This window comes from Acinetobacter sp. 24-47-39 (assembly GCF_056783825.1).
The window spans coordinates 342,047-366,909 of record NZ_JBWYIP010000001.1 but is presented as its reverse complement, the minus strand read 5'-3'; the positions used below and the strand labels follow the sequence as shown (position 1 = coordinate 366,909).

Here is a 24,863-nt window from a genome sequence, read left to right as displayed (position 1 = left end):
TTTCACATAAGCAGGCATTCACCTGCTTATTTTATTGATCGCAACACCAGTCAGATTTGTTTTCAATACTGACTCAATCAAGCGATGTTGAACAATCGTGTGTATAATTCTTTCATCTTGAAATTAAAGTGCTGCCATGTTGCAAATTCTCCAAAAAAATGCTGATGAAAGTAGTTTCTGTCCACTTTGTCAGGCCAGTATGTACTTTATTGAAGCAGAAGAATTTGATAAAGAAATCCTATTCCATCAATGTTCCCATTGCCACCATCAAGTCTTTCAAGATGAAAACCGCAACTGCCATTGTGAGCGCTGCACAGCAAAACGAAAGAAAATGATGCAGGAAACTCGCATTCAAGAACAACGTAAGATTGCATCGAAGAATAAAGACATACAAGAACTCGATTTGCATCAACTGAGCTTTATGCACAAGTTGTTTTTACTCTCAATATTAGATCAACAAGTCCATGAGCATACCCAACATCAAGAATTCATCGATTGGGAAAATATTAAATATCATACCATTACCCCAAGTTATTTATTTCAAAATCATTTGATGAAACAACTTTTGAAAGACAATATTCTTGTCCCACGTGACTTTTCGAGTGAACTCAGTCAATACTATATTAATGTCCGTCTTGACGGCTATTCTGAGCCGAGCTTGTTTAGTATTACTCAAGCGTTACGTCAGCTCTTTTATGAAAATCTGAGCCAAGGTGTACCATTTAAAAATAGTGATGAAGTCAAAAGTGCACTCTATACTCTGTTGTACCAAGAAATTATTCAATTTGCGCAATACTACTGTCGAACTTGGGGCGTTCAAATTGCTGGAAATCAGAGTTTTCAAACCTTTTGTTTTAGATTATTAGACTCTCTTGCTGTGGGTCAAATCTATTATTTAGTTCAAACTGCGCTTGAGTATTTGCACCATCAGAAAGCACTCCAAGCCCGTAATGAAAATTTTATCAATACCAACCTTTTAAAAAAGACCTTACAGCAATATCGTGAACGTTCTTTAGCTGAAAAATGGGAAACCTCAACACTGCCAAGGCTACCTAACTTACCTTTAAGTAAAATGAGCGAAATCTTATTTTTTCATTTTCTAGGCTATGATGAATCAATCTTTTTTCAACCCGTTTGGCGATCGTGGAGTAAAATCGAGCCACGTTTAAATTTCTACTCACAAAAACGTTGTATGAATTGTGGCTCGAATGAACTTTCTGTGGATTATGACGCTGATGACTATGTCAGTTTAATTTGTCGTAATTGTAATCACCAAGACCACTATTTTACACGCTAGCGAACGACTATGAATCATCCAGAAAACTTGATAGCAAATGCTCCAAAAGATATTGAGGTTCAAACCCAAGAGATTCTTAAACAGGTCATTGAAGCATGGCATCTGTTAAAAACCACTCAACCTTTAGTGCATTGTATGACCAATCAGGTTGCTGCCAACTATGTCGCAAATGTACTGTTAGCTGCTGGTGCCTCACCTGCCATGATTGATAATCCTTTTGAAGCTGAAAGTTTCGTGAGTATTAGTCAAGCTTTAAGTATCAATTTAGGGACTCCTCATACAGAACAAGTTGCCGCAATGAAAATTGCCACAGAAACTGCTCACAAAAAAAATATACCTTGGGTATTAGATCCTGTTGGCTATAGTGCTGTTTTGCCATGGCGTACTGAAATTACAAATGATTTATTGCGGTTTAAACCCACCATTATCCGAGGTAATGCTTCAGAAATTGGGAGCTTAGCAGGACAACAAAATCAATCTAAGGGTGTAGACAGTACCCTCGATAGCGCTGCCGTAGTAGAACAGGCAAAAACTTTATTAGATTACTCTGAATGTATCGCAATTTCTGGCGAATCTGATTTTATTCTTTCTAAGTCTTATGGATGTATGGTTAAGATTAATGGAGGTTCACATTTACAGCCAAAAGTTACCGCTACAGGATGCGCCTTAGGTGCATTAATTGCTGCTTATGCTGGCGTAACAAACCCAACCATTGCCTGTATTGCTGCCCATGTACACTTTGCCATCGCAGGTAAGCTCGCTTATACGCAGGCTCAAACTGTCGGAAGTTTTAATGTCGCTTTTATCGATGAACTCTATAGCTATTCGGCTGAAAAAATTCAAAATAGTGCAGATATCGAAATACTGACTTTTGCTGCATAACAAAAGGCTGAAGATCACTTCAGCCTTTTTTGTCTTACTTCTGAACTCTACCTTTACGATAATGCTCTTTTGGCATTTCCGCCAACTCAATGATCAATTGAACCGTTAAGCCTTGAGCATGATAACCATTAAAGCTATGAAGATACTCATTTAAGCGATCTGAAATAAGATTCTTTTGCTCTTCATTACGCCCCGTCATGATCCCTAAACGAACATGAATATAGGCTTGAGGCTCTTCGCCAAAACCAATCAGGAAATCACTATTAGCACGAATACGTGATTTGATATCAGAAGGATGCCCCACTAGACCTGTATCAAATAAAGCGTGGTTTAAGCCTAAAAGCAACGCTTTCGCATCTAAATTTTGAATATTATCCGAATACTCAACGATCATCTGTGGCATCTTAATTCCCTTTGCTTGTGTGTTAAAAAATCAATTTCAAACGCGTAACTCATTATTCAATGAATAATAAGGCTAATCTCACTTGGTCATAGCCTATACGCGGATTGGTATTTTCCACGATCGGACGCAACTTGATTGCGCCATCTTCACCGAAATGTTCAGGACTCTGTCTTTTAAGTAATTTTTTATAGATTTTACGTACTTGTTCAACGACTTCATCCCCAGGATGAGCAACCGAGATATCTAAGCCCTGCTCACGATGAAGTTTGCCTAAGTGGTTAATAATGGTTGCTGGCGTTAAACCACGCTCAACCGCAATATCCTGAATTTCATAACCATTTTCGAAGAGCTCGCGAGTTTCATCGAGAGTCGCGGTGGCATAATTGGCTTTGCCTGCATTTTTGGCAATTTTTTTCTCATTACGACTAATCTCAAGCTCATTGAGTGTGCCACCACAGTGCCGAATAAATGCCTTATGTTGCGCTTCTAAATCAGCATCACCAAAATGCGCTTCTGCTTCATCAGAGAGTTCTTGAAATCTTCGGTCGGCTTTAATTGCTAAACTGTCTAATTCTAATGCTTGCTCATTGAAGCCTAGCAACCTCAGACCATCAATAGATTTCAAACGAGATAAGGCGACATAGCCCTGACCCTTTTCAAAGGTATTCGCCAAATTGATTTCCGCCGCCGATAAAGTCATCCCTTGAGACTTATGAATAGTAATCGCCCAAGCTAACCGCAAAGGAACTTGGGAAAAACTCGCGATTGTCTTTCCTGCATCATTATCAACAGACCAGGTTTCAGGTTCGACCACCAAAACAGTGCCGTCTGTTAATTTAACTTTAGGTAATACCCCGTGATCATCTACTTCTTCAAAGCCAATGACTTCACCAAGGCTGCCATTGATATAACCCACATCAAAATTGTTTTTTACAAACATGACTTTGGCATGTTTCTTTAAGGTCAATTCTTCTGGTGCACGAACGGAAGATTTTAATGTCTCAATTAATTTTTCATTACCATCCATTTGTGCACAAAATTGATGACCATCCCCATCAATCTCATTTAAATGACGGTAATTAATGGCATCAACATCCATATTATGGGTATACAAACGTGTAAATGTTTCACCAATATCTTGCTCACGCGTTTGTTGTAAAGCTTGAATATGCTCGGCTTGAATATTTTGTGCACGGATTGCATTCAAAATATCATTCAAGGCTGAGTCATCTTGTCGATGTTGTTCAGTTAAATAACAAACACGAAATTTCGCTTCTACCCAAGCCTGGGACATAAAACAGAATTTATCTCGATTTTTTTCGTCATTGCGTCCGACTGGTGGTAACTGGAAGAAATCTCCGGCGGCAATCACCTGTATGCCACCAAATGCTTCATCAGACTCTTTAAAAAACTTAAGCACTTGATTAACTAAATTAAGCTGCTTCGCATGTAGCATCGAAATCTCATCGATGATCAATACCTGCGCATTTTCTAAATGCTCTTTGAGATATTTACGCTCTTTCATGCGCTTTAGATCATCATCTGATAAAAAATCTTTGATCCCGATCCCCGCCCACGTATGAATGGTCATCCCATTCATGTGTGTGGCTGCAATGCCTGTAGATGCGGTAATGGCGACTGAAACTTTTCGTGCCTTAAGATAATTAATATATTGATTAAGCGTATACGTTTTTCCTGCACCCGCAGAACCTGTCAAAAAGACATTTTCTCCTGCTTTCATTAACTTCAGTGCAGTTTCTTGTTTCATATGTGCTTAACCTAATTTGAACGCTCATAGCCTAACGACATTTCATCAAAAAGTTAAGCCAAAAATCAGCCTTGTGATCATGTTAACGCTTGAATACGTCAATTTAAGGCGCATCAGCTGTTGATTTGTTCAGGATCTCCAAAATTCCAAATCAACATTTCATTGACTTGATGTACAAACGCTTTGGCTTCCCTCACAACCTTAAGATCAGCAACTTCGTTATTGGGCAAACGCAGTTGGTCAAAATGCAACTGATCGAATTTAAAAAAACACCCGAGTGTCAAATGCTGTGAGGGATCATGTAAATTTGACATATGGAACGCCACATATTCACCATCAATAATTCTTTGGGTATAAGATAAAGCCAAACAATGTTTATAATTTACAGACTCTTGAATAATTTGCTCTAATTCATTCAACTCCACAAATTTCCAATTCTCTGTATACATGACTGCTTGAGGTGATACTCGTTTCCAATGACTTTCAGCATGTCTCAATTTCAAAGTCGTCAATGTATCCACATAATGTAAATGCTGATGCCAACGTATTGCTTGCTGATACCATGCGGGCCATGTCATATTTTTCGAAATAGTTCTATCTTGTTGGAAAAAATCAATGAGATAATCTGCGACATAAGAGTCAAAAATACTATTGCTTCGGTTATATTGAGAGTTTGGATGTTTAAAGCGCTGCCTAAACTCATCTAGATTGATATGATACTGCTGCATCAAGAAATGAAAATGCGTTTGATGTTGTGTTGAGGGCTCAATAAATTTGATGATTTCATCAGGTAGATCTTTAACTAAGTCATTTAAAAACAACATATAAGACTGCATCACTTGAGAAATACGTTTAAAGACATATTTCACTGAACTCAATCCTTGCTGATCCAATGACCATAACAAGTCCAACCATTCATTAAGATATAAAATAGAAGCCGTGAGAGGTTGTGATTTTTTAGAATATTGAACATTTAGCGGCTCATGCTCAGCAGATAGTTCAAACCATGATTGTTGCTGTGAAATACGTAAACACTCAGAAATAAATAAACGACCGATAACCTGTTCAAAATATTGAATCGAGAGTTGTATGACATGCGGATGTACTTTACAGCAATCCACAAAACTTAAAGCGGTGACGGCCAATCGAATATTGGGATCTTTTAAATTTTCACTTACCCAGTCGATGACAAGATAATCTTGTTTAAATAACCAATTCACTGCTCTTTTGTGTATAAACAGTGGCGACTGTTGCGCTATATCTTCTACCCAATACTGCACATCTTTATTTAAAAAATTTTGTTTATTGAAAATATCTTGATACTGCCAATACCCTCGTTTGATCCAACGTGTAAAACCTAATAAATGCGGTGTTTGCTCGTTATGCTGTTTGAGTAAATTGAAATCAGGCTCTAAGTCTACCAATTGAGATAAGCTAAATTGTTCTTCGAAAGAAATTTGTGCCATACGATATAACCGTTTTGGCAACATTAATTCTGCTGAAGTGCTTAACCGATCGTATACTGGAATCAATTTTTGCACTGCAAGAAAATTATCTCCCATGACTGAATTGACCAAACACAGATGTTTAAAATTTAGTTCAACTTCCAGAGGTATTTCAGCACCAAATCGACTGAAATTCAGCAAATGAGGTTCATCATAATACTCACTTTGCATCATGATTCGATCTAACTGCATCGCTTGTTGATCGGTCAAATTATAGAGGCACTGTTCAACACGATTTTCTCCATCGACCCATTTAAAGACTTCTTCAACCAGCATTTGACGAAATAACTGCACTTTCGTTTTTAAATATAAAGAATGATGTGAGGCCTTATGATTAAAGATAAAACTAAAATCATTGAACATAAAATCCGCAATTTTTTGAATCTCGACATTTGAGTGGGATGTATAAAATTGAATTTTATAATCATCGATACACTCAACTGTGAGCAATCCATCTGCGATTATTAAGCTATTATTTTCCTGATCAATTACGAATAAATTTTCAGGCGTAATCGTCCATAGATATAACCACTGATCCTGAAATACAGCTTTGAGTGTATCGCAATGATCAATTAATGCCTGTGCAGTATATTGATGACGTTGCTTTGGATTTTGCGGAGGACACGCCAGCATACAGTTTGCCTAAATATGAAAGACTGGAAGATTTTTAAAAATAACAACGATATAACCACATTATTCTATCTTAAAATGAGTTGTGCTATTCAGATTCTGTAACTTTTGTATGAGTCACATTAGCAGTTCGTATCATGCAGCAATTATATGAAAATTTCTTTAAAGTAGGTTTGACTCACTGCTCTGACTGTATTAAAACAATCTCATACTAAGAACTTTAGAGACAATAATGAAAACAGTGGTGATTACAGGTGCAAATACAGGAATTGGATTAGCGACAGCAAAAAAATTTGTTGAAGATGGTCATCACGTCGTGCTTGCTTGTCGTAATTTGGATAAAGCTCAGAAAGCTAAAGCAGAAATCAGCACCAAAGGTCATGGTCAAATTGATATTGTAGAATTAGATTTAAATGATTTAAATCAAGTCAAATCTGCAGCACAAACTTTAAAAGAAAAATATTCACAGATTGATATTTTGGTCAACAATGCAGGTCTGATGACGCCTAAATTAGAAGAAACGGCTAATGGTTTTGAAAAACAAATAGGTGTCAATTATCTAGGGCATTTTGTGTGGACAATACAATTGTTACCTTTACTTCAAAACGCGCCTTCAGGCCGTATCATTCATCTTGCATCCATGATGCATGTTCTGGGTAAAATTGACACACATCAATTTAAATTTCATTCTGTTAAAAAGTATAACGGTGTACTCAGCTATGGAAATAGTAAATTAGCAAATTTACTATTTAGTCATGCCTTAGCTGAAAAGCTCAGAGGCACATCTATCACCAGTAATGCAATTCATCCAGGTGGTGTGGATTCCGAAATTTATCGCGAGCTTCCTAACTATCAATATCGCGCTTTAAAATTGTTCTTAATCTCACCCAACAAACCAGCAAATCTTATTCATCAAATTGCGTTATCACCTGAATGGTCTAAGAAAACAGGTCAATACAAAAGTTTGCAAACACCAGCTTTTCAATCTGCACATGCGAAAAATCGTAGTTTAGCTCAGCGATTGTTTGACGAGACAGAACAACTTTTAAAAGAATATTTATAATCAACCTAAACAGTTTTGAATCAGGGAATGAATCAATAGATGATCGAAAAAATGAGTGCTGAGACCACGCTACACTACCAACCCGACATTTTAGGTGAAAAATTTGAGCAACATATTTTCAAATTTTCGCCTGATTATGATGGTGAGGTTATTGCAACATTAGTACGTCGTCCATCAGATATTCCATCAACTAAAGCTGTGCTGTATATCCATGGCTTTATTGATTATTTCTTTCAACAAGAAATGGCGAAAAAATTTAATGCCCAAGGTTTTCAGTTTTACGCCATTGACCTTAGAAAATACGGTAGATCACTACTTCCGCATCAAAAACCTTATTTTGTGAAAGACCTAACCGAATATGATGAAGATATTCATGCCGCATTGAATACAATTCAAAGTGAGGGTAATGAATCGGTATTATTATGCGGTCATTCTACAGGTGGTTTAACTGCCACTTATTTTTCAATTCGACACCCTGATCATCCATTGATTAAAGCAATCTGGGCCAACAGCCCATTTTATGATTTCAATATGAATGTATTAAAAAAGAAATATGCGCTTCCAATGATTGCAAAATTAGCTCAGCAATTTCCGTTGATGCAATTACCAAGTGAATTAAATAAGTTTTACGTGAAGAGTTTGCACGAAAATTTAAATGGCGAATGGAGTTTTGATCTCAAGCTTAAACCTAAAACCTACACCAAAGTGTATTTGAGTTTTATCGGTGCTGTTGTGAAAGCACAACAGAAAATCCAATCTGGTCCTAAAATTTCAGTTCCGCTTCTTGTTATGCACTCAAGTCGCACGACCAATCCCAAGAAATACAACATTGATGCTCAGACTTCTGATGTGATTTTAGATGTAAAAACTATCGAAAAATATGCAAAAGCATTACAAGGTGATGTCACTGTAATGACAATTAAAGATGGTCTGCATGATTTGGTTCTTTCAAAAAAACTGGTTCGTCAGCAAGTATATGACCAACTCTTTGCTTGGCTTGCTTCAAAAAATCTCTAAATTCTGTTCATCTAAGACCTCATTTTATTGGTCTTGATTGTTAATGTGTATTGATCAAGCTGAATTGACTTTCTCTTGGTCATACAATATTTCTATTCTTCAACCTTCCCATCTCTTCACAGACCTTTGCGACCAATCTCCTTTTCACCCATTTGAAATATTATTTCTTGCTTTCTGTTTTTTGTTTTGAGCCATGGAGAAATTGGGTTGGTATTTGGTAGGTACACATCTTCTCAAGCGTGTCCAATACTGCAAACACGGTAAATATCGCCGAACACAACAATAAATGGTAAAAGGAATCTCACCATGGCTTTTAAAAATATTGCAGACCAAACAAACGGGTTTTATATCCCTTGTGTTTCACTCTTCGGACCAGGTAGTGCTAAAGAAGTTGGAAGCAAAGCTCAAAATTTGGGCGCTAAAAAAGCACTGATTGTGACTGATGCAGGTTTATACAAATTTGGTGTCGCAGATATCATCGCTGGCTATTTAAAAGAAGCGCAAGTGGAGAGCTACATATTTGCAGGTGCTGAGCCTAATCCGACTGATATTAATGTTCACGATGGTGTGAAAGCCTACAATAATAATGCTTGTGATTTTATTATTTCTTTAGGTGGCGGCTCTTCACACGATTGTGCTAAAGGTATTGGTTTAGTGACTGCAGGTGGTGGGCACATTCGAGATTATGAAGGAATCGATAAAAGCACCGTTCCGATGACACCTCTTATTGCAATCAACACAACTGCAGGAACTGCTTCGGAAATGACGCGTTTCTGTATTATTACAAATACAGAAACCCATGTAAAAATGGCAATCGTCGATTGGCGTTGCACTCCACTCATTGCCATAGATGATCCTAAACTGATGATCGCAAAACCTGCAGCGTTGACAGCTGCAACAGGTATGGATGCGCTTACTCATGCCGTCGAAGCCTATGTTTCAACAGCAGCAAATCCAATTACGGATGCCTGTGCTGAAAAAGCCATCAGCATGATCAGTCAATGGCTGAGTCCAGCGGTTGCTAATGGTGAGAATATTGAAGCACGTGATGCAATGAGTTATGCACAGTATTTGGCAGGCATGGCATTTAATAACGCCTCTTTAGGTTATGTACATGCCATGGCTCACCAATTAGGCGGTTTTTATAATCTTCCGCATGGTGTATGTAACGCGATTTTGCTCCCTCATGTCTGTGAGTTCAACTTAATTGCCTGCCCTGATCGTTATGCCAAAATAGCTGAATTAATGGGTGTAAATATTGAAGGATTAACCATTAATGAAGCTGCATATGCAGCAATTGATGCGATCAAAATCCTCTCTCAATCCATTGGCATTCCAACAGGATTAAAAGAGCTTTCGGTTAAAGAGGAAGATTTAGAAGTGATGGCTCAAAATGCACAAAAAGATGCCTGCATGCTCACTAACCCACGTAAAGCAGATCTCCAACAAGTCATCAACATTTTTAAAGCTGCAATGTAAATTTTTGAGTTGCTAGATCTAAAAGAGAATCTGGATACACTTCAGATTCTCTTTTTTTTTATTCTTTGGTTCACAATCGAATTCGGTAGTACATTACATCAGGAACAGCGGCTTTAAAATTTTGTAGGTATAAAAAAATGAGAATAAAATACGTTAACAATACGAAGAATATGCTTTAGGTCGTTGTGTTTTACTTTAATTCGGCTCAATTATGATAGTGCTGTAAAAGTTGTTGCGTTGAATGATCTTGCGGTGATAACTCCATTAAACGCTCCATTGCATCAACTGCATCAGGATTTCGTGCAATGTATTTTAAAAGCACTTCAACATCAGAATAGTTAAAAATTGCTTCGCTTAGACGCGAATCTAGACAATTTCGCCAAGAACATAAGAATGGGCTTTCAGTTTTGGAGAGCATTACACCATTGACCTGCTGTAAAGCTTTATCAATAAATCCAACGTCTAAAGCATTTTCGATTTGGAGGAAATCAGCCTCAATATGCGCCAGTAATTTATAGGGTCTTGAGCCTAACATTCCACCCAATAAATCTCGAAGCTGCGACATTTCAGCTTTTAAAGTTCCCATGCTTACCTTGCGTTCCCCATACAAAGCTTGATGAAGCGAATCTAAGCTAAGCCCTTGAGGACATAATGCCAATATTGTCAAAATTTCAATCTGTCTAGGGGTAACCACCAAGGTACGTCCGTTAAATATGACTTGAGGAATTCCAAAGGTACGAATAAATAAATGTTGGCGTTGATAATTCAGTAATGCTGATTGTATTAAAGATGCACAACGTTCTGCTGCGAGTAGTCCAAAACTATTGTGATGATCCCATGTCGTTGATAAATCTAATACACCAATGAGTTGCTTCGAAAATGGATCAACAATTGGTGCTGCATAGCACACCCAATCATGAATAGACTCCATATAGTGTTCATTTGAAAAAACACAACTTGATTTTTCAGTTTTCAAGGTTAATGCTAAAGCATTGGTTCCAACCACTTCCTCCCGCCATTGACCGCCTTCAATAAAGTGAACGCGTTCTGCAGCCTTACGCATTTGTTGACTTGCTTCCGTCCAAATAATGGTACTGTTGATATCACCTACCGCAAGTACCATAGATGATTGTTGTGCAACATGTTTTAACTCTTGTTCACATATTTTCAATGCTTGATTTAGGCTGTTACTTTCAACAGTACTCGTTGTGATCAACGGCGCTACCATTCGCTCTTTCGGAATTTCTGCCAACTTCGATCTTTGCCAAGACTTTAAAATATGCTGACCAAGTTGTTTCGCCTGTACAGTTGAAAGACTGATTTTCTCTCTAAGTGTTTCTATTTGTTGTCTTTGCTTGATAAGAGTCTGCATTGAGTTCATTCCTTATTATCTCAACATTTCCCAATATGCATATGTTGTACTTATTATAGTTATAGTATTTGTTGATCAGTTGTAAACCTTCATCATTCCAACCTTTTTCCAACCTTATTGTGGTTATGTTAACTCATCAATAATAGAAGATATCTAATACCAAAGACGAAGATATTTTCCATAACTTTACAGCACAACCAAAGGATGGACACTATGCGCTACGCTGATCCCAATCAACCAGATTCTAAAGTTCAATTTAAAGCACAATACGAAAATTTCATTGGTGGGAAATGGGTTCCTCCAGTAAAAGGTGAGTATTTTGATAATCTTTCTCCCGTAGATGGGAAAGTCTTTACTCGAGTTCCCCGTTCTTCAGTCGAGGATATTGAACTCGCTTTGGACGCAGCTCATGCCGCTAAAACTGAATGGAACAAAACGTCTGCAACAACTCGCTCTAACATTTTATTAAAAATAGCAGATCGCTTAGAAGAGAATCTAGAATTACTTGCTGTGGCAGAAACATGGGACAATGGTAAACCTATCCGTGAAACCTTAGCTGCAGATATTCCACTGTGTATTGACCATTTCCGCTATTTTGCTGGCTGTATCCGCGCACAAGAAGGTGGTATTTCAGAAATCGATGAAGATACTATCGCTTACCATTTTCATGAGCCGTTGGGTGTCGTTGGACAGATTATTCCATGGAACTTTCCGATTTTAATGGCGGCGTGGAAACTTGCGCCTGCATTAGCAGCGGGGAACTGTATTGTCTTAAAACCAGCTGAGCAAACTCCTGTCAGTATTCTAGTTTTAGTTGAACTGATACAAGATATTTTACCACCAGGTGTGCTGAATATCGTCAATGGTTATGGTGTTGAAGTAGGACGCCCTCTTGCCACAAATCCACGTATTTCAAAAATTGCATTTACTGGCTCAACTGCGGTTGGTCAATTAATTATGCAATATGCCACCGAAAATATTATTCCAGTGACATTAGAACTGGGTGGCAAATCTCCAAATATTTTCTTCGAAGACATCATGGATAAGGATGATGAATATCTAGATAAAGCGCTTGAAGGTTTTGCCATGTTTGCCCTGAATCAGGGAGAAATTTGTACTTGTCCATCACGCGCTTTAGTCCAGGAAAGTATTGCTGATAAATTCTTAGAGATGGCTGTAGAGCGCGTGAAGCGAATTAAAACGGGACATCCACTTGATACAGAAACCATGATTGGTGCTCAAGCCTCGCAAGAGCAACAAGATAAAATTTTAGGTTGTATTGCGACAGGTCGTGAAGAAGGTGCTCAAATTCTTACAGGTGGTCAAGCACGTGAAGAAATTGGACAAGGTTTTTATATTGAGCCGACGATTTTCAAAGGCAATAACAGCATGAAAACATTCCAAGAAGAAATTTTTGGACCAGTTTTGGCTGTGACAACATTTAAAGATTTCGACGATGCTATCAACATTGCCAATGACACCATTTATGGATTAGGTGCTGGTGTTTGGTCACGATCAGCGCATACTTCATATCGTGCAGGACGTGCAATTCAATCAGGTCGAGTCTGGACAAATTGCTACCATATCTACCCTGCTCATGCTGCTTTTGGTGGTTATAAAAAATCAGGGATTGGTCGTGAAAATCATAAAATGATGCTGGATCATTACCAACAAACTAAAAATTTATTGGTGAGTTACTCAACTAAACCAATGGGTTTCTTCTAAAACAAAAGCTAAAGAAGCGGCTGATTGCCGCTTCTTTTCTGCTACAGGAGCTTAATGGATTAGCTGGCTTGTAGACTTTTCATATCAATCACAAAACGATATTTCACATCACTTTGAAGCATTCGCTCAAATGCCTCATTAATATTTTGCATATCAATGACTTCTACATCCGACACGATATTGTGCTGACCACAAAAATCAAGTAGTTCTTGAGTTTCTTGAATCCCACCAATCACCGATCCAGCGATTGATTTTCTTCCCATAATCATGGGCACTGAATTACTGCTAAATTCACCGAGATAGCCTACCAATACCAGTGTCCCACCCAATGCAAGTGTCGGAATATAAGGCTTTAGATCATGATCATAAGGCACAGTATCAATAATTAAATCAAACTGATTTTTCATTGATTTCATTTGTGTTGGATCTGTTGATAACACGACATGATCTGCACCTAAATCACGTGCATCCTGTTCTTTATTTGCTGATCGTGTAAATAAAGTCACTTCTGCATCAAGCGCATGAGCAAGTTTAATCGCCATATGACCTAAACCACCGAGTCCAACAACAGCCACTTTAGAGCCTTTACCGACATTCCAATGTTTTAACGGCGACCATGTCGTGATCCCTGCACATAAGATGGGTGCAATGGATTGAGTATCTAAATTTTCAGGTACTTTCAATACAAAATCTTGGCTCGCAATGATCGTTTGTGCGTAGCCACCATAAGTAGGTGTTTGATCATGACGATCTAAACTACCATACGTTTGTGTATTGCCAGCTTCACAATATTGCTCCAAACCTTGGTGACAAGCTGAACAAGTACGACATGAATCTACCATACACCCGATTCCGACCAGATCTCCGACCTTAAACTTCGTTACAGATGTTCCGATGCTTTTTACACGACCAATTACTTCATGACCCGGTACAATTGGGTAACGACTAAAACCCCAATCATTACGCGCTTGATGTAAGTCAGAATGACATACACCGCAGTATTCAATATCAATAATGACATCATCGGGGCGAGCTTGACGTTGCTGAAACGTATATGGAACCAATGGACTTTTAGAATCAAGCGCTGCGTAAGCTAAAACATTATGGGTCATCGTGACTTCCTCAAGCTATTAATTTCGTACTCTCTTATTCGTTATATCACATCAATATTTTTAATAAATTTAGCTGAGTCTCAATCTAATTTCTTTTTCACTTATTTTTGTAATTCGCGCTCTACGAAATGCAAGCGATCTTGCCCCCAGTACATATTTTCCCGTACAAAAAATGTAGGTGCTCCGAATACCCCTCGTTGTACGGCATGGTTTGTTTCATCAATCAATTTTTGTTTTACCACCGGATATTGGCTTAAATCCAAAAGTTGCTGACCGTCGATTGCATCACCTTGAAATAAATTTATCAGAACTTCTGGATCGGCTAAATTCAAGGGCTTTCTAAACATCGCATCGAAAAGCTTGGTCAAAATCACTTCAAAATATTCATCATGAGAGATTTTGACTCCCGTTAATATACGCATTAAAGTCAATGTATTCATTGGAAAATATGGATTCATCTGCATCGGAATCTGATAATAATCTGACCATCGATTTAAGTCTTGCATTGAATAGATCCCTTTAACAGGCACCTCAATTGGACTCTTGTTACCAGTCGATTTAAAAATTCCACCCAATAAAATTGGTGTGTAATCAATCAATGCATTATATTTTTTGGTGATTTCTTGTAGCTTATAAAAAGCCAAATAACTAAATGGACTGCCAAGATCGAAATAAAATTCAACTTTTTGTTGTTGTGTAGTCATGTCTTATCCTTATTAAATATGATTACCACTGTTCAGACCATGGTCGCAAATCCAATTCATGTGTCCAAGCATCTCGTGGTTGATGAGCAATATGCCAATAGTTATCAGCTATATGTTGAGGATTCAAAATACCGTCATGCTGTTTTTTTTCATACAAATGAGGGAAAGTATCTTTAATAAAATCAGTATCAATCGCCCCATCAATAATGATGTGCGCAACATGAATATGATGAGGCCCTAACTCTTTTGCCATACTTTGGGCTAAGGCTCTTAACGCATGTTTAGCGCCAGCAAAAGCGCTGAAATATGATGAACCACGGATGCTTGCTGTTGCACCAGTGAAAATGATAGTGCCGCGCTGCCTTGCGACCATCCGTTTAGCTACTTCACGACCATTTAAAAAAGCACTAAAACAAGCCATTTCCCAGATTTTAAAATATTTACGTGCTGTTTCTTCTAGAATGCTACACGGCACATTTGCTCCAATATTAAAAACCAATACTTCAATCTGACCAATGTCACGTTCAATTGTGTCAATCAGTTGAATCACTTGATCTTCTTTTCTTGCATCTGAAGCAAATCCATAAGCTTTACCACCGTGTGCTTCAATCTCTCGGATGACAAGTGCAAGCTTGTCTGCATTGCGTCGAGTCATACAAGCAGTATATCCACCTCGTGCAAAGCGTTTTGCGATCTCACTGCCTGTGGCATCTCCTGCACCAATGATCAGTGCGACCTTGTTATATGTTGATTTTTCTTCTGAATGATTAATTTCTGACTGCTGATCGTTCATCATCTCTCCATTAAATAACGATCGTTATTATAACGATCACTATGTTATAGTTTTGAGGCACAGTCAATGGTTATTGAATATTCAATATGAGATATAAAGCAGGATACAAAGAAGAAAAACGTCGCGAAATTTTAAAAACCAGTGGTGAACTCGCAAAAAAACAAGGTTTTAACAATACTGGGGTTGATGGTTTTATGCACGCTGCAAATATGACCAGCGGTGCTTTCTATTCTCACTTTTCTTCAAAAAACGACTTATTTAAAGCCTTAATCGAATCTGAAATCGGAGCAAGTATTCAACAGTGGGAAATGAATCCTCATCAAGATCCAGAATCTTGGTTAGATTTTGAAATGAACCGATATCTTTCTCTATTACACGTTCAACACCCAGAAAAAGGCTGTGTTTTACCCTCACTTGCTGCTGAAGTTTCACGCGCTGATGTTGACATTAAACAATGTTTTGAAAAAGAACTTCAGCGTGGTTACAAACTATTTGCGCAGCATGCTCCAGAACCTGATTTCGCTTGGTCAATACTCTGTCAAATGGTGGGCTCCGTACTATTAGCACGTGGAGTTCAAGATGAATGCTTAAAAAAAGATATTCTCAATTCTAGTCTAGCTATGCTCAAGACATTATTAAAAAATGGGATTGCGAAATAAATCGTTTTATATTGTTTTATGGAAGAAACCTTAGTTCCAAAAGCTCTATAATTTCCTCATCATTCTTTTAAGAACGTCACATCATGAGAAAGCTTCCTGAAACAGTATATGCAATACAGCATTTAGCCTTTGAAGATCTAGGTTCTTTTGAGGAGACACTATATCAACTGGGTTATCGGGTCAGATATTTTGATGCAGGTGTGGATGATCTTTCAGTAGCATTAAACTACGAAGGTCTGACCATTATTTTGGGTGGACCGATTGGTGTTTATGAAACAGAAGATTACCCTTTCCTACAAACAGAAATAGACTTACTTAAAGAAAGATTAAAACTTCAACGCCCTACGCTTGGCATCTGTCTAGGTGCTCAACTCATTTCAAAAGCCTTGGGTAGTGAAGTATATGCCGGCCACACCAAAGAAATTGGCTGGAGTACGGTAGATATTATAAATGAGCAAGACAACGTTCTAAATTCTTTAAATGGTGTGCCAGTTTTGCATTGGCATGGTGATACCTTTGATCTTCCCGCGCAATCGAAACTTCTGGCGAGCACACAAATTTATAAAAATCAGGCTTTTCAAGTTGGATCTAATATTTTAGCACTCCAGTTCCATCCTGAAGTGACCTCAGATAGTTTAGAGAAATGGTTGATTGGTCATACTTGCGAATTGCGTAAAGCGGGTATCGATATTACTCAATTACGTGCAGATAACCACCGTTATGCTGAAAAGCTAGAATCTGTGGCAGGTTCAATCTTAAGCCATTTTATTGAACAGATTAAATGATTTTGATTTGAATGCCTTCAACCCAACTGTAGATCAGGATATTGGATTATGCTATACCTAAATTCAATATCCAAAAATTATAATGAAGATATAAATGTCACCACTGTTCAGTTTAGCCATCGTTCATTTCTTTGCACTTATTAGTCCTGGACCAGATTTTTTATTTGTCACGCAAAGTGCCGTTCGACAGTCTCGCATACATGCACTTTTTGCAGCATTAGGAATTTCTCTTAGTATTTTAGTTTGGGCAATTTGTGCTATGAGTGGATTACACTATCTATTCCAAAAAATGGCTTGGCTCCAAACAATTATGATGATTTTAGGAGGGGTTTATCTCATTTATTTAGGCATTCAACTCTTTAAATCAGGGCTAACGAAATTAGAACCTGCTTCAGCTTACGTTACAAAAGGCATAGTCAAGAAAAAATACAGTTCTTTACTCATTCAAGGCTTTCTCACCAATATGGCAAATCCTAAAGCATTAGTTTACTTCAGTAGTGTTTTTGCGCTTGCGATGAATAGTGATGCAACTCTGATACAGCAGAGTTCACTGTTAATGTTAATTTTTATTGAAAGCTTGATTTGGTTTGCGATAGTTGCTTTTATTTTTTCTGCTAAACAAGTAAACACAATATATCAAAAAATCAGCAAGAAGATTGATCTTATAACAGGTAGTATTTTTATCAGTTTTGGATGTTTCTTAATTTTTAATCGCGATTAAAAAAGCACCCGTAGGTGCTTTCTTAAATGTACTGTTTTTGAAGAATATTATTTCTTATCAGTTGCGACTGAAGCTTCAGTCGTAATATTCACCGTGATTTTGTCGCCTACATTAGGCACATATGCTCCAACACCGAATGCAGAACGGTCAAATGAAGTCGTTGCATTGAAACCAATAGACTGAGCTTTCGTCATAGGATGTTCAGCTTGTTTATTCAAAACAGCATCTAGTACGACAGGCTTAGTAACATTTTTAATCGTTAGATCACCTGTGATCTTATACTTGTTCTTACCATTTGGTTGAACTTTAGTACTTTTAAAAGTGATATTCGGATGTTTTTCAGCATCAAAGAAATCTGGTTTCAATAAATGTTCATCTAATGCTTTAACATTTGTATTGATACTTGAAAGTGGAATTGTAACATTCACTGCTGAATTCGTAGGCTTTTCATTGTCTACTTTGATCGTCCCTTGGATATCGCTAAAATTACCTGAGGGTGTAGAAAAACCAAAATGATCCCAAGTAAATACTGTCGCTGTATGAGTTGGATCAATTTTATACTCAACTGGTTTAGCAACTGAAACTGTTGCTACAGAAAGCACTACGGCACTTAACGCTATTGTTTTAAAGTTCATCAATTTTTCCTCGAATTTTTTAAAACATTTATGAAATGGATAGTGAATAATGTATAGCATTCTGAAATTCTTGCATCAGTACAGATAGAACAGTTTGTTGCAAGATTAGAACGCACCTTAAGAAGGTGTCACTTTTATCAAATCAATTTGATCAGATTATGACTATCACTTGTGTATAGATCATGTTTTTCATCTTTAAGCTTTCTCCTAATAAGCAGTTAACATCAACACATATCTTAAATATGAGATTAAATTAAACATTTATACAATATACTAATATTTTGTCTCATTTATAATACTAAAATTACCGCTTTGAACTGGAGAATAATGATGAGTGAACAACAACAAGCGATTGATAAAGCGCTTAAAACTAAAGCACCTAAAGATGTCGTATTGGCTTTTTTATATAATACTGATAAATCAAGAGTAGCGATTGCTTCAGAAAAGTTAGTGGCTGAAGATGCCATTTATACTTCGCTAAATTTTAATAATCCTGAACTTAAACAAATTGAACCTTGGGCTGGTACTTCTACAGGTCGTGATGTCTACATTTATACTTTTTCTAATGTCGGAACTTATTGGACGATCGATGATTTTCAAATCACAGATATTTTAGCTGAAGATGAAACAGTGGCTGTATTCGGTCAATTTACTTATACATCTGTTTACGCTAAGCGCACTTTTACTTCACCTTTTTCAATTAAAGCAATAGTTAAAGATGGCTTAATCACGTATTTCCAGTTTATGGAAGATACTTACGCTTCAGCTGCATCTTTCAGAGTAAGTGGTGAATGGACAATTCAACAAAATGCTGATCCAAAATTAAATTTTACCGTGTCAGAAACTACGGCTAATTAACTGTAAAATAATAAAAATAGGATAATAAAAAAGCCTCATAAGAGGCTTTTTTTATGACTGTTAAAGCTTTTCAATCAGAATACGATCAATCTGTTTTAATCCTGAAGTTTTTTCACGATTTTTTCGACGTACTTTAATGATTTTCTCTTCAGCCATATCTTGTAGCAATAATTCTACTGCTACCATCGCTTCAAGTGGTAAGTCTTCACCAATCCACTTTTGCTCACCCGCATCCATTAAAGTAATTTCATCACTAATTTGCTCATACAAACTCATTGCGCTACTCACTTCCAATCTGAAATCTAGGGAATGAATGTATCTATATAGATACATAAAAATAAAAAGACGCCCCACAGTTGGGACGCCTTTTAAAACACTTAATTCTAAGAATTAAGCAGTAATTTCTTTCACTGCTGCGACAACTGCTTCAGTCGTAATACCGAAGTGTTGGAACAAATCTTTCGCTGGTGCAGATTCACCATACGTAGTCATACCGATTACACGACCATCTAGACCTACAAATTTCCACCAGTAATCTACATGTGCCGCTTCTACAGCAACACGTGCACGAATGTTAGATGGAAGAACTGCCTCACGGTAAGCAGCATCTTGCTTCACAAATTCTTCAGCACATGGCATAGACACAACACGCACACCTTCAAGCTGTGCATAAGCTTCCATTGCCAATGCAACTTCTGAACCTGTTGCAATGATGATCGCTTTCAATTCGCCTTTTTCTTCAGCCAATACATAACCACCTTTCGCAACATCAGCAATTTGTGCCTCTGTGCGTGTTTGGAATGCTAAGTTTTGACGAGAGAAGATCAACGCAGTTGGACCTTCAGAACGTGTTAACGCAGATTTCCAAGAAATTGCTGCTTCAACTGTGTCACATGGGCGCCATGTGTTGAGGTTTGGTGTACCACGTAAAGATGCGATTTGTTCAATTGGTTGGTGTGTTGGACCATCTTCACCCAAACCAATAGAATCGTGTGTGTAAACATGAATCACACGTTGTTTCATCAATGCAGACATACGTACTGCGTTACGTGCATATTCCATAAACATGAGGAATGTTGCTACGTAAGGAATGAAACCACCGTGAAGTGCAACACCGTTTGCGATTGCAGTCATACCGAACTCACGTACACCATAGTGTACGTAGTTACCTGCAGCATTGTCTTGAACGCCTTGTGCGCCTTTCCAAAGTGTTAAGTTAGAACCTGCTAAGTCAGCAGAACCACCTAAGATTTCAGACAGCATTGGGGCAAATGCTTGGATTGCATTTTGGCTTGCTTTACGTGTTGCGATGGTTTCAGCTTTTGCGTTTACTTCAGCAATATACGCATCCGCTTTTGCAACGAAGTCAGCAGGTAATTCACCGCTTAAACGACGTTTAAGATCAGCCGCTTCAGTAGGATATTTTGCTTCATATTGTGCAAATACTTCGTTCCAAGCTGCTTCTGCTTGTTGACCTTTTTCTTTCGCGTCCCATGCAACATAAACGTCAGCGGGAATTTCGAATGGACCTTCAGTCCAACCCAACGCTTCACGCGTTAATGCGATTTCGTCGTTACCCAGTGGTGCACCATGGCAATCTTCTTTACCTTGTTTGTTTGGTGAACCTAAACCAATAATCGTTTTACAGATAATGATTGTTGGTTTCTTCGTTTCAGCTTTAGCTTCTAAAGTTGCCGCACGTAATGCATCTGCATCGTGACCATCAACTTTCAATACTTGCCAGCCATAAGCTAAGAAGCGTTGTTCTGTATCGTCAGAGAACCAACCTTCTACTTCACCATCAATTGAAATACCATTGTCGTCATAGTAAGCAATTAATTTACCTAGACCCAAAGTACCTGCCAATGAACATGCTTCATGAGAAACACCTTCCATTAAACAGCCGTCACCTAAGAAACAGTAAGTGAAATGATCAACGACTTTAATGTCTTCTTTGTTGAATTGCGCTGCTAAGGTTTTTTCAGCCAAAGCAAAACCAACAGCATTCGCGATACCCTGACCCAATGGACCAGTGGTTGTTTCGATACCAGGTGCATAACCTAATTCTGGGTGCCCCGGTGTTTTTGAGTGCAATTGACGGAATGCTTTTAAATCTTCAATTGAAAGATCATAGCCAGTCAAATGTAATAATGCATATTGAAGCATTGAGCCATGACCATTTGATAATACAAAACGGTCACGGTTAGCCCACTGAGGGTTTGTCGGATTGTGATTTAAGAATTCACGCCATACAACATCAGCAATATCAGCCATCCCCATTGGTGCACCTGGATGTCCAGAATTTGCTTTTTGCACAGCATCCATTGCAAGTACACGAATTGCGTTAGCAATGCGACGTTCATTCAGCGGGGTTGTCATAGATCAGTGTCCGATAAATTAAAGATGGGAAATGAATAAAATTCAAAAACTGGGTGTATTGTCTTAAAAAAATCAAACAGCGTAAAGCCCAGAAACGTATATTTCAGCCCTAAAGCGAAAAAATTCATACAATGCGAGTCGGTTTTATCAATATTCAATTCAATATTTTTTAGTCGCTTGGCCTTTTTTTAAAGTACTGATGTTGAATCATGTATTCACATTCTTTCGTACCCACTTAAGCTGTTTTTTATTTCAGCTCAGTCTTAAAAAGAATAAGTCTTATACAAAAGTTTTCACTTATCAATTTAACAGATGATGATATCAATTAAAAAAACACAAAAATGACATAAATTCATGCTTTTTAGTCAGGTTAAGCTAGTCCTTAACGTTAAGTCGATGTACCATATTGCGTCTTTAGAAATAACTGTGATAGGACTTATGCGCGAGTACGCTGTATTTACTTCAGAATCTGTAAGCGAAGGCCATCCAGATAAAATGGCTGACCAAATCAGTGATGCTATTTTGGATGCAATCTTAAAAGAAGACCCATATGCACGGGTTGCTTGTGAAACGCTTGTAAAAACAGGTGCTGTTGTTCTTGCAGGTGAAATCACAACAACTGCAAATGTAGACTTTGAAGCAATTGTACGCCAAACCGTAAATGGCATTGGATACCATCATTCTGATTTAGGTTTCGATGGTTCGACTTGTGCTGTCATCAACATGATTGGAAAACAATCTCCTGAAATTGCTCAAGGTGTAGATCGTCAAAAACCTGAAGATCAAGGTGCTGGCGATCAGGGTTTAATGTTTGGCTACGCAAGTCGCGAAACAGATGTTTTAATGCCTGCTCCTATTTCGTATGCGCACCGTCTTATGGAAAAACAAGCAGAACTTCGTCGTAACGGAAGTCTGCCATGGTTACGTCCAGATGCGAAAAGCCAAGTGACTTTTGCATATGAAAATGGCGTACCTGTTCGTTTAGATGCGGTCGTATTATCGACTCAACACGATCCTGAGATTTCACAGACTGATTTAAAAGAAGCTGTCATTGAAGAAATCGTGAAAAAAGTGATTCCAGCAGATATGTTCCATGCGGATACCAAATTCCATATCAACCCTACTGGTATGTTTGTGATTGGTGGTCCAGTCGGTGACTGTGGTTTAACAGGTCGTAAAATCATTGTAGATACATATGGTGGTATGGCTCGTCACGGTGGTGGTGCTTTCTCTGGTAAAGATCCATCTAAAGTAGACCGCTCTGCTGCTTATGCTGGTCGATATGTTGCAAAAAATATTGTTGCCGCTGGTTTAGCCGATAAATGTGAAATTCAAGTGTCTTATGCGATTGGTGTTGCTGAACCAACATCTATCTCAATCAATACATTCAATACTGCTAAGGTTTCTGAAGAATTGATTATTGCATTGGTACGAGAGCATTTCGATTTACGTCCGTATGGTATTACACGTATGTTGAATCTCATTCAACCGATGTATAAGCAAACTGCTGCATATGGTCACTTTGGTCGTGAAGGTTCTGATACTGCATTCACTTGGGAAAAGACAGACAAGGTTGAAGCGCTTAAAGCATCAGCTGGTTTGTAATTTCCAAATAAAAAAGCCCACATTGATGTGGGCTTTTTTATAGATTCAATTTGCTTTATCACTTTGATGAAGCGTGTCCAAAAACGACTGCTTCACAGGGACATTTTGGTTATCTTGTAAATATAAATGGGCCACTTTAAACACAATGGCTGCGGCTAAACACGCAATGATACAAAATATCCAAAAACCATAAGGTGTTCTGATATTTTGTGATCCGCATTCAGAACACACTTTGTCTGTCGAAGCAACCACCTTGTCGCAACACGCACAATGATACTGATACAGCATACTCATCCTCCCGATTTGACTGTCTTTTTATTTTTATCTACATCACCTTAGAGGCTAATATTTATACTATATAAGCCTTCACCAATAATCAACCTCATGATGTAGCTATAAAACAGCAACCATCTATGTCTTCATTCAATATCTTGTATTATCAGATATCTATATGAATTTTTTTTGACAACTTGCTCTATCATTCTTTTTTCTTCTAGAGATTATCCATATTTTATTCACGCACTCGCCCATCATATCCGCATGGAAATCATAAATTGAAGTAAAATAAACGTAGTGAAAAAATGATGATATGACGATGGTTCAATTAATTAAGAAAGGCGGCTTGAGAGAAAGAGCAAACAGAAGTCGCTCTTATCAAGGTTCTGAAAATACTGAAGCAACTTTGCGACCAAGACGTTATCAGCAAGACACGCTCGTTCTGACTCAAACAGAAGAGTTAGATCAGGATTCAGTTAAGCAAAATAAGCGCATCTATCCACAACCAGACTGCAAAGATCAAAAATAGACCACCCGATGCCATATCTATGTAATGCCCTGAACGCTGGTAGAGCTGTTTAATTTTAGGTCGTGCTAAAACGACCATCAAAAACGTAAAGGTTAAAAACGTTTGAATCGGAATAATGACTGCCAGTTGTATTTTCAACATCTCTGGTGCTGAAGCAGTTAAGGCAAGTGAAAATACACTACTAAAATAAATCAGTGTTTTAGGATTGGATAGGTTTGTAAACAACCCCATCAGAAAGTATTTTTCAGCTTTTAAAGGTAACTGATTTTCATCAATTGCATCAAGTTTGAAAGACTTATAGGTTTGCCAACCACCCTTTAGCATCGCCCAGCCCATTTTTGCCAAAAATAAACCACCGACTAACATTAAGACTTGTTGAATCCAAGGGAATTGGGCAATCAAAAGTGCAAAACCTGATAAAGTTAAAATCACCCAAAATAAAATTCCAATAGAAATACCTAAAATAACTTTCAACGTGTTTGCGATTGTGGTTGACGCTGCGCATTTGGCAATCAACAAAATATCAGGTCCAGGACTCAATTGAGCAACAAGATGTAGGACACAGATGGTAAGTAATAGAGACATAAATCAAAAATGAATAAAAATTGTTTGAATTATACTGTTTTTTAGGAAAATCGAGATACAAAAATAAAAAAACCAGACATT

24 protein-coding genes are annotated in these 24,863 nt (G+C 37.8%); 12 read left to right on the top strand and 12 right to left on the bottom strand.

The window, feature by feature from the left end:
• The first annotated feature begins 136 nt into the window (after window positions 1–136).
• Both AC1M9C_RS01760 and thiM read left to right on the top strand, forming a co-directional pair.
• On the top strand, window positions 137–1,297 hold the full coding sequence (locus tag AC1M9C_RS01760; protein WP_481607435.1) for a hypothetical protein: 1,161 nt from the start codon (window positions 137–139) through the stop codon (window positions 1,295–1,297).
• 9 nt (window positions 1,298–1,306) lie between these two features.
• On the top strand, window positions 1,307–2,179 hold the full coding sequence (thiM, locus tag AC1M9C_RS01755; RefSeq protein WP_481588221.1) for a hydroxyethylthiazole kinase: 873 nt from the start codon (window positions 1,307–1,309) through the stop codon (window positions 2,177–2,179).
• Window positions 2,180–2,213: 34 nt separating this feature from the next.
• On the opposite strand, the gene AC1M9C_RS01750 is transcribed toward thiM, so the two are convergent.
• The 3 genes from AC1M9C_RS01750 to AC1M9C_RS01740 all read right to left on the bottom strand — a co-directional run bounded on the left by AC1M9C_RS01750 (window position 2,214) and on the right by AC1M9C_RS01740 (window position 6,488).
• Window positions 2,214–2,582 (bottom strand): 5-carboxymethyl-2-hydroxymuconate Delta-isomerase, encoded by a 369-nt coding sequence (locus AC1M9C_RS01750; protein WP_180027772.1) that lies wholly within the window; start codon window positions 2,580–2,582, stop codon window positions 2,214–2,216.
• Window positions 2,583–2,634: 52 nt separating this feature from the next.
• Window positions 2,635–4,350: an AAA family ATPase gene (locus AC1M9C_RS01745; RefSeq protein ID WP_481953100.1), complete on the bottom strand. Its 1,716-nt coding sequence runs from the start codon at window positions 4,348–4,350 to the stop codon at window positions 2,635–2,637.
• A 113-nt stretch (window positions 4,351–4,463) separates the two neighbouring features.
• A complete protein-coding gene (locus AC1M9C_RS01740) occupies window positions 4,464–6,488 on the bottom strand; it encodes a hypothetical protein (RefSeq protein WP_481953099.1) in 2,025 nt (674 codons plus the stop codon).
• Window positions 6,489–6,717: 229 nt separating this feature from the next.
• On the opposite strand from AC1M9C_RS01740, the gene AC1M9C_RS01735 reads away from it, so the two are divergent.
• From AC1M9C_RS01735 to mdh, 3 genes are all read left to right on the top strand, one after another.
• On the top strand, window positions 6,718–7,548 hold the full coding sequence (locus tag AC1M9C_RS01735; RefSeq protein ID WP_481587121.1) for an SDR family oxidoreductase: 831 nt from the start codon (window positions 6,718–6,720) through the stop codon (window positions 7,546–7,548).
• 51 nt (window positions 7,549–7,599) lie between these two features.
• Window positions 7,600–8,565: an alpha/beta hydrolase gene (locus AC1M9C_RS01730; protein WP_481587120.1), complete on the top strand. Its 966-nt coding sequence runs from the start codon at window positions 7,600–7,602 to the stop codon at window positions 8,563–8,565.
• A gap of 306 nt (window positions 8,566–8,871) precedes the next feature.
• A complete protein-coding gene (mdh, locus tag AC1M9C_RS01725) occupies window positions 8,872–10,044 on the top strand; it encodes an iron-dependent methanol dehydrogenase (RefSeq protein WP_481587119.1) in 1,173 nt (390 codons plus the stop codon).
• Window positions 10,045–10,249: 205 nt separating this feature from the next.
• Here the strand turns inward: mdh and AC1M9C_RS01720 are convergent, their stop codons facing one another.
• Window positions 10,250–11,425: a sigma-54-dependent transcriptional regulator family protein gene (locus tag AC1M9C_RS01720; protein WP_481587118.1), complete on the bottom strand. Its 1,176-nt coding sequence runs from the start codon at window positions 11,423–11,425 to the stop codon at window positions 10,250–10,252.
• A gap of 204 nt (window positions 11,426–11,629) precedes the next feature.
• Between AC1M9C_RS01720 and exaC the strand changes: the two genes are divergently transcribed.
• Window positions 11,630–13,141, top strand: a complete 1,512-nt coding sequence (gene exaC / locus AC1M9C_RS01715) for an acetaldehyde dehydrogenase ExaC (RefSeq protein WP_035263774.1) — start codon at window positions 11,630–11,632, stop codon at window positions 13,139–13,141.
• A gap of 59 nt (window positions 13,142–13,200) precedes the next feature.
• Here exaC and AC1M9C_RS01710 read toward each other — a convergent pair whose 3' ends face one another.
• The 3 genes from AC1M9C_RS01710 to AC1M9C_RS01700 form a co-directional block, all read right to left on the bottom strand.
• The gene (locus tag AC1M9C_RS01710; RefSeq protein WP_481953098.1) at window positions 13,201–14,253 is read right to left on the bottom strand and encodes an NAD(P)-dependent alcohol dehydrogenase; all 1,053 of its coding nucleotides are present in this window, start codon (window positions 14,251–14,253) and stop codon (window positions 13,201–13,203) included.
• A gap of 101 nt (window positions 14,254–14,354) precedes the next feature.
• Entirely contained in the window at window positions 14,355–14,957 is a 603-nt protein-coding gene (locus tag AC1M9C_RS01705; protein ID WP_481953097.1) for a 2-hydroxychromene-2-carboxylate isomerase, read from the bottom strand.
• Window positions 14,958–14,979: 22 nt separating this feature from the next.
• Complete coding sequence (locus AC1M9C_RS01700; protein WP_035263780.1) at window positions 14,980–15,750, bottom strand: SDR family oxidoreductase; 771 nt, start codon at window positions 15,748–15,750, stop codon at window positions 14,980–14,982.
• Window positions 15,751–15,836: 86 nt separating this feature from the next.
• Between AC1M9C_RS01700 and AC1M9C_RS01695 the strand changes: the two genes are divergently transcribed.
• From AC1M9C_RS01695 to AC1M9C_RS01685, 3 genes are all read left to right on the top strand, one after another.
• The gene (locus AC1M9C_RS01695) at window positions 15,837–16,409 is read left to right on the top strand and encodes a TetR/AcrR family transcriptional regulator (protein WP_481953096.1); all 573 of its coding nucleotides are present in this window, start codon (window positions 15,837–15,839) and stop codon (window positions 16,407–16,409) included.
• An 83-nt stretch (window positions 16,410–16,492) separates the two neighbouring features.
• Complete coding sequence (locus AC1M9C_RS01690; RefSeq protein ID WP_481953095.1) at window positions 16,493–17,194, top strand: glutamine amidotransferase; 702 nt, start codon at window positions 16,493–16,495, stop codon at window positions 17,192–17,194.
• A gap of 94 nt (window positions 17,195–17,288) precedes the next feature.
• Entirely contained in the window at window positions 17,289–17,915 is a 627-nt protein-coding gene (locus tag AC1M9C_RS01685) for a LysE family transporter (protein ID WP_481587113.1), read from the top strand.
• 47 nt (window positions 17,916–17,962) lie between these two features.
• On the opposite strand, the gene AC1M9C_RS01680 is transcribed toward AC1M9C_RS01685, so the two are convergent.
• Entirely contained in the window at window positions 17,963–18,550 is a 588-nt protein-coding gene (locus AC1M9C_RS01680) for a YceI family protein (protein WP_481953094.1), read from the bottom strand.
• A gap of 330 nt (window positions 18,551–18,880) precedes the next feature.
• Between AC1M9C_RS01680 and AC1M9C_RS01675 the strand changes: the two genes are divergently transcribed.
• Window positions 18,881–19,408, top strand: a complete 528-nt coding sequence (locus tag AC1M9C_RS01675; RefSeq protein ID WP_035263788.1) for a nuclear transport factor 2 family protein — start codon at window positions 18,881–18,883, stop codon at window positions 19,406–19,408.
• A 60-nt stretch (window positions 19,409–19,468) separates the two neighbouring features.
• On the opposite strand, the gene AC1M9C_RS01670 is transcribed toward AC1M9C_RS01675, so the two are convergent.
• Together AC1M9C_RS01670 and tkt are read right to left on the bottom strand one after the other, a co-directional pair.
• Complete coding sequence (locus AC1M9C_RS01670) at window positions 19,469–19,684, bottom strand: hypothetical protein (protein ID WP_035263790.1); 216 nt, start codon at window positions 19,682–19,684, stop codon at window positions 19,469–19,471.
• Between the two features lie 114 nt (window positions 19,685–19,798).
• A complete protein-coding gene (tkt, locus tag AC1M9C_RS01665; protein ID WP_481953093.1) occupies window positions 19,799–21,787 on the bottom strand; it encodes a transketolase in 1,989 nt (662 codons plus the stop codon).
• A gap of 438 nt (window positions 21,788–22,225) precedes the next feature.
• On the opposite strand from tkt, the gene metK reads away from it, so the two are divergent.
• Window positions 22,226–23,392 carry a methionine adenosyltransferase gene (gene metK / locus AC1M9C_RS01660; protein ID WP_035263794.1) on the top strand — a complete coding sequence of 389 codons (1,167 nt, stop codon included), beginning with the start codon at window positions 22,226–22,228 and terminating at the stop codon, window positions 23,390–23,392.
• A 45-nt stretch (window positions 23,393–23,437) separates the two neighbouring features.
• Here metK and AC1M9C_RS01655 read toward each other — a convergent pair whose 3' ends face one another.
• Complete coding sequence (locus tag AC1M9C_RS01655; RefSeq protein WP_035263796.1) at window positions 23,438–23,680, bottom strand: hypothetical protein; 243 nt, start codon at window positions 23,678–23,680, stop codon at window positions 23,438–23,440.
• A gap of 307 nt (window positions 23,681–23,987) precedes the next feature.
• Here AC1M9C_RS01655 and AC1M9C_RS01650 point away from each other — a divergent pair, with 307 nt between their 5' ends.
• Complete coding sequence (locus tag AC1M9C_RS01650; protein ID WP_035263798.1) at window positions 23,988–24,197, top strand: hypothetical protein; 210 nt, start codon at window positions 23,988–23,990, stop codon at window positions 24,195–24,197.
• On the opposite strand, the gene AC1M9C_RS01645 is transcribed toward AC1M9C_RS01650, so the two are convergent.
• The gene (locus AC1M9C_RS01645; protein ID WP_179998148.1) at window positions 24,141–24,782 is read right to left on the bottom strand and encodes a LysE family transporter; all 642 of its coding nucleotides are present in this window, start codon (window positions 24,780–24,782) and stop codon (window positions 24,141–24,143) included. The two genes, AC1M9C_RS01650 and AC1M9C_RS01645, sit on opposite strands and share 57 nt — an antisense overlap.
• Between the last annotated feature and the right edge of the window lie 81 nt (window positions 24,783–24,863).

Coding starts and splice junctions, on each gene's coding strand:
- AC1M9C_RS01710 (WP_481953098.1), bottom strand. CDS start 14,253: ATGACCCATAATGTTTTAGCTTACGCAGCGCTTGATTCTAAAAGTCCA.
- exaC (WP_035263774.1), top strand. CDS start 11,630: ATGCGCTACGCTGATCCCAATCAACCAGATTCTAAAGTTCAATTTAAA.
- AC1M9C_RS01675 (WP_035263788.1), top strand. CDS start 18,881: ATGAGTGAACAACAACAAGCGATTGATAAAGCGCTTAAAACTAAAGCA.
- AC1M9C_RS01670 (WP_035263790.1), bottom strand. CDS start 19,684: ATGAGTTTGTATGAGCAAATTAGTGATGAAATTACTTTAATGGATGCG.
- AC1M9C_RS01745 (WP_481953100.1), bottom strand. CDS start 4,350: ATGAAACAAGAAACTGCACTGAAGTTAATGAAAGCAGGAGAAAATGTC.
- AC1M9C_RS01645 (WP_179998148.1), bottom strand. CDS start 24,782: ATGTCTCTATTACTTACCATCTGTGTCCTACATCTTGTTGCTCAATTG.
- AC1M9C_RS01700 (WP_035263780.1), bottom strand. CDS start 15,750: ATGAACGATCAGCAGTCAGAAATTAATCATTCAGAAGAAAAATCAACA.
- metK (WP_035263794.1), top strand. CDS start 22,226: ATGCGCGAGTACGCTGTATTTACTTCAGAATCTGTAAGCGAAGGCCAT.
- AC1M9C_RS01685 (WP_481587113.1), top strand. CDS start 17,289: ATGTCACCACTGTTCAGTTTAGCCATCGTTCATTTCTTTGCACTTATT.
- AC1M9C_RS01650 (WP_035263798.1), top strand. CDS start 23,988: ATGGTTCAATTAATTAAGAAAGGCGGCTTGAGAGAAAGAGCAAACAGA.
- AC1M9C_RS01735 (WP_481587121.1), top strand. CDS start 6,718: ATGAAAACAGTGGTGATTACAGGTGCAAATACAGGAATTGGATTAGCG.
- AC1M9C_RS01750 (WP_180027772.1), bottom strand. CDS start 2,582: ATGCCACAGATGATCGTTGAGTATTCGGATAATATTCAAAATTTAGAT.
- AC1M9C_RS01705 (WP_481953097.1), bottom strand. CDS start 14,957: ATGACTACACAACAACAAAAAGTTGAATTTTATTTCGATCTTGGCAGT.
- AC1M9C_RS01690 (WP_481953095.1), top strand. CDS start 16,493: ATGAGAAAGCTTCCTGAAACAGTATATGCAATACAGCATTTAGCCTTT.
- tkt (WP_481953093.1), bottom strand. CDS start 21,787: ATGACAACCCCGCTGAATGAACGTCGCATTGCTAACGCAATTCGTGTA.
- AC1M9C_RS01720 (WP_481587118.1), bottom strand. CDS start 11,425: ATGAACTCAATGCAGACTCTTATCAAGCAAAGACAACAAATAGAAACA.
- AC1M9C_RS01740 (WP_481953099.1), bottom strand. CDS start 6,488: ATGCTGGCGTGTCCTCCGCAAAATCCAAAGCAACGTCATCAATATACT.
- AC1M9C_RS01680 (WP_481953094.1), bottom strand. CDS start 18,550: ATGAACTTTAAAACAATAGCGTTAAGTGCCGTAGTGCTTTCTGTAGCA.
- AC1M9C_RS01730 (WP_481587120.1), top strand. CDS start 7,600: ATGAGTGCTGAGACCACGCTACACTACCAACCCGACATTTTAGGTGAA.
- AC1M9C_RS01695 (WP_481953096.1), top strand. CDS start 15,837: ATGAGATATAAAGCAGGATACAAAGAAGAAAAACGTCGCGAAATTTTA.
- AC1M9C_RS01760 (WP_481607435.1), top strand. CDS start 137: ATGTTGCAAATTCTCCAAAAAAATGCTGATGAAAGTAGTTTCTGTCCA.
- mdh (WP_481587119.1), top strand. CDS start 8,872: ATGGCTTTTAAAAATATTGCAGACCAAACAAACGGGTTTTATATCCCT.
- AC1M9C_RS01655 (WP_035263796.1), bottom strand. CDS start 23,680: ATGCTGTATCAGTATCATTGTGCGTGTTGCGACAAGGTGGTTGCTTCG.
- thiM (WP_481588221.1), top strand. CDS start 1,307: ATGAATCATCCAGAAAACTTGATAGCAAATGCTCCAAAAGATATTGAG.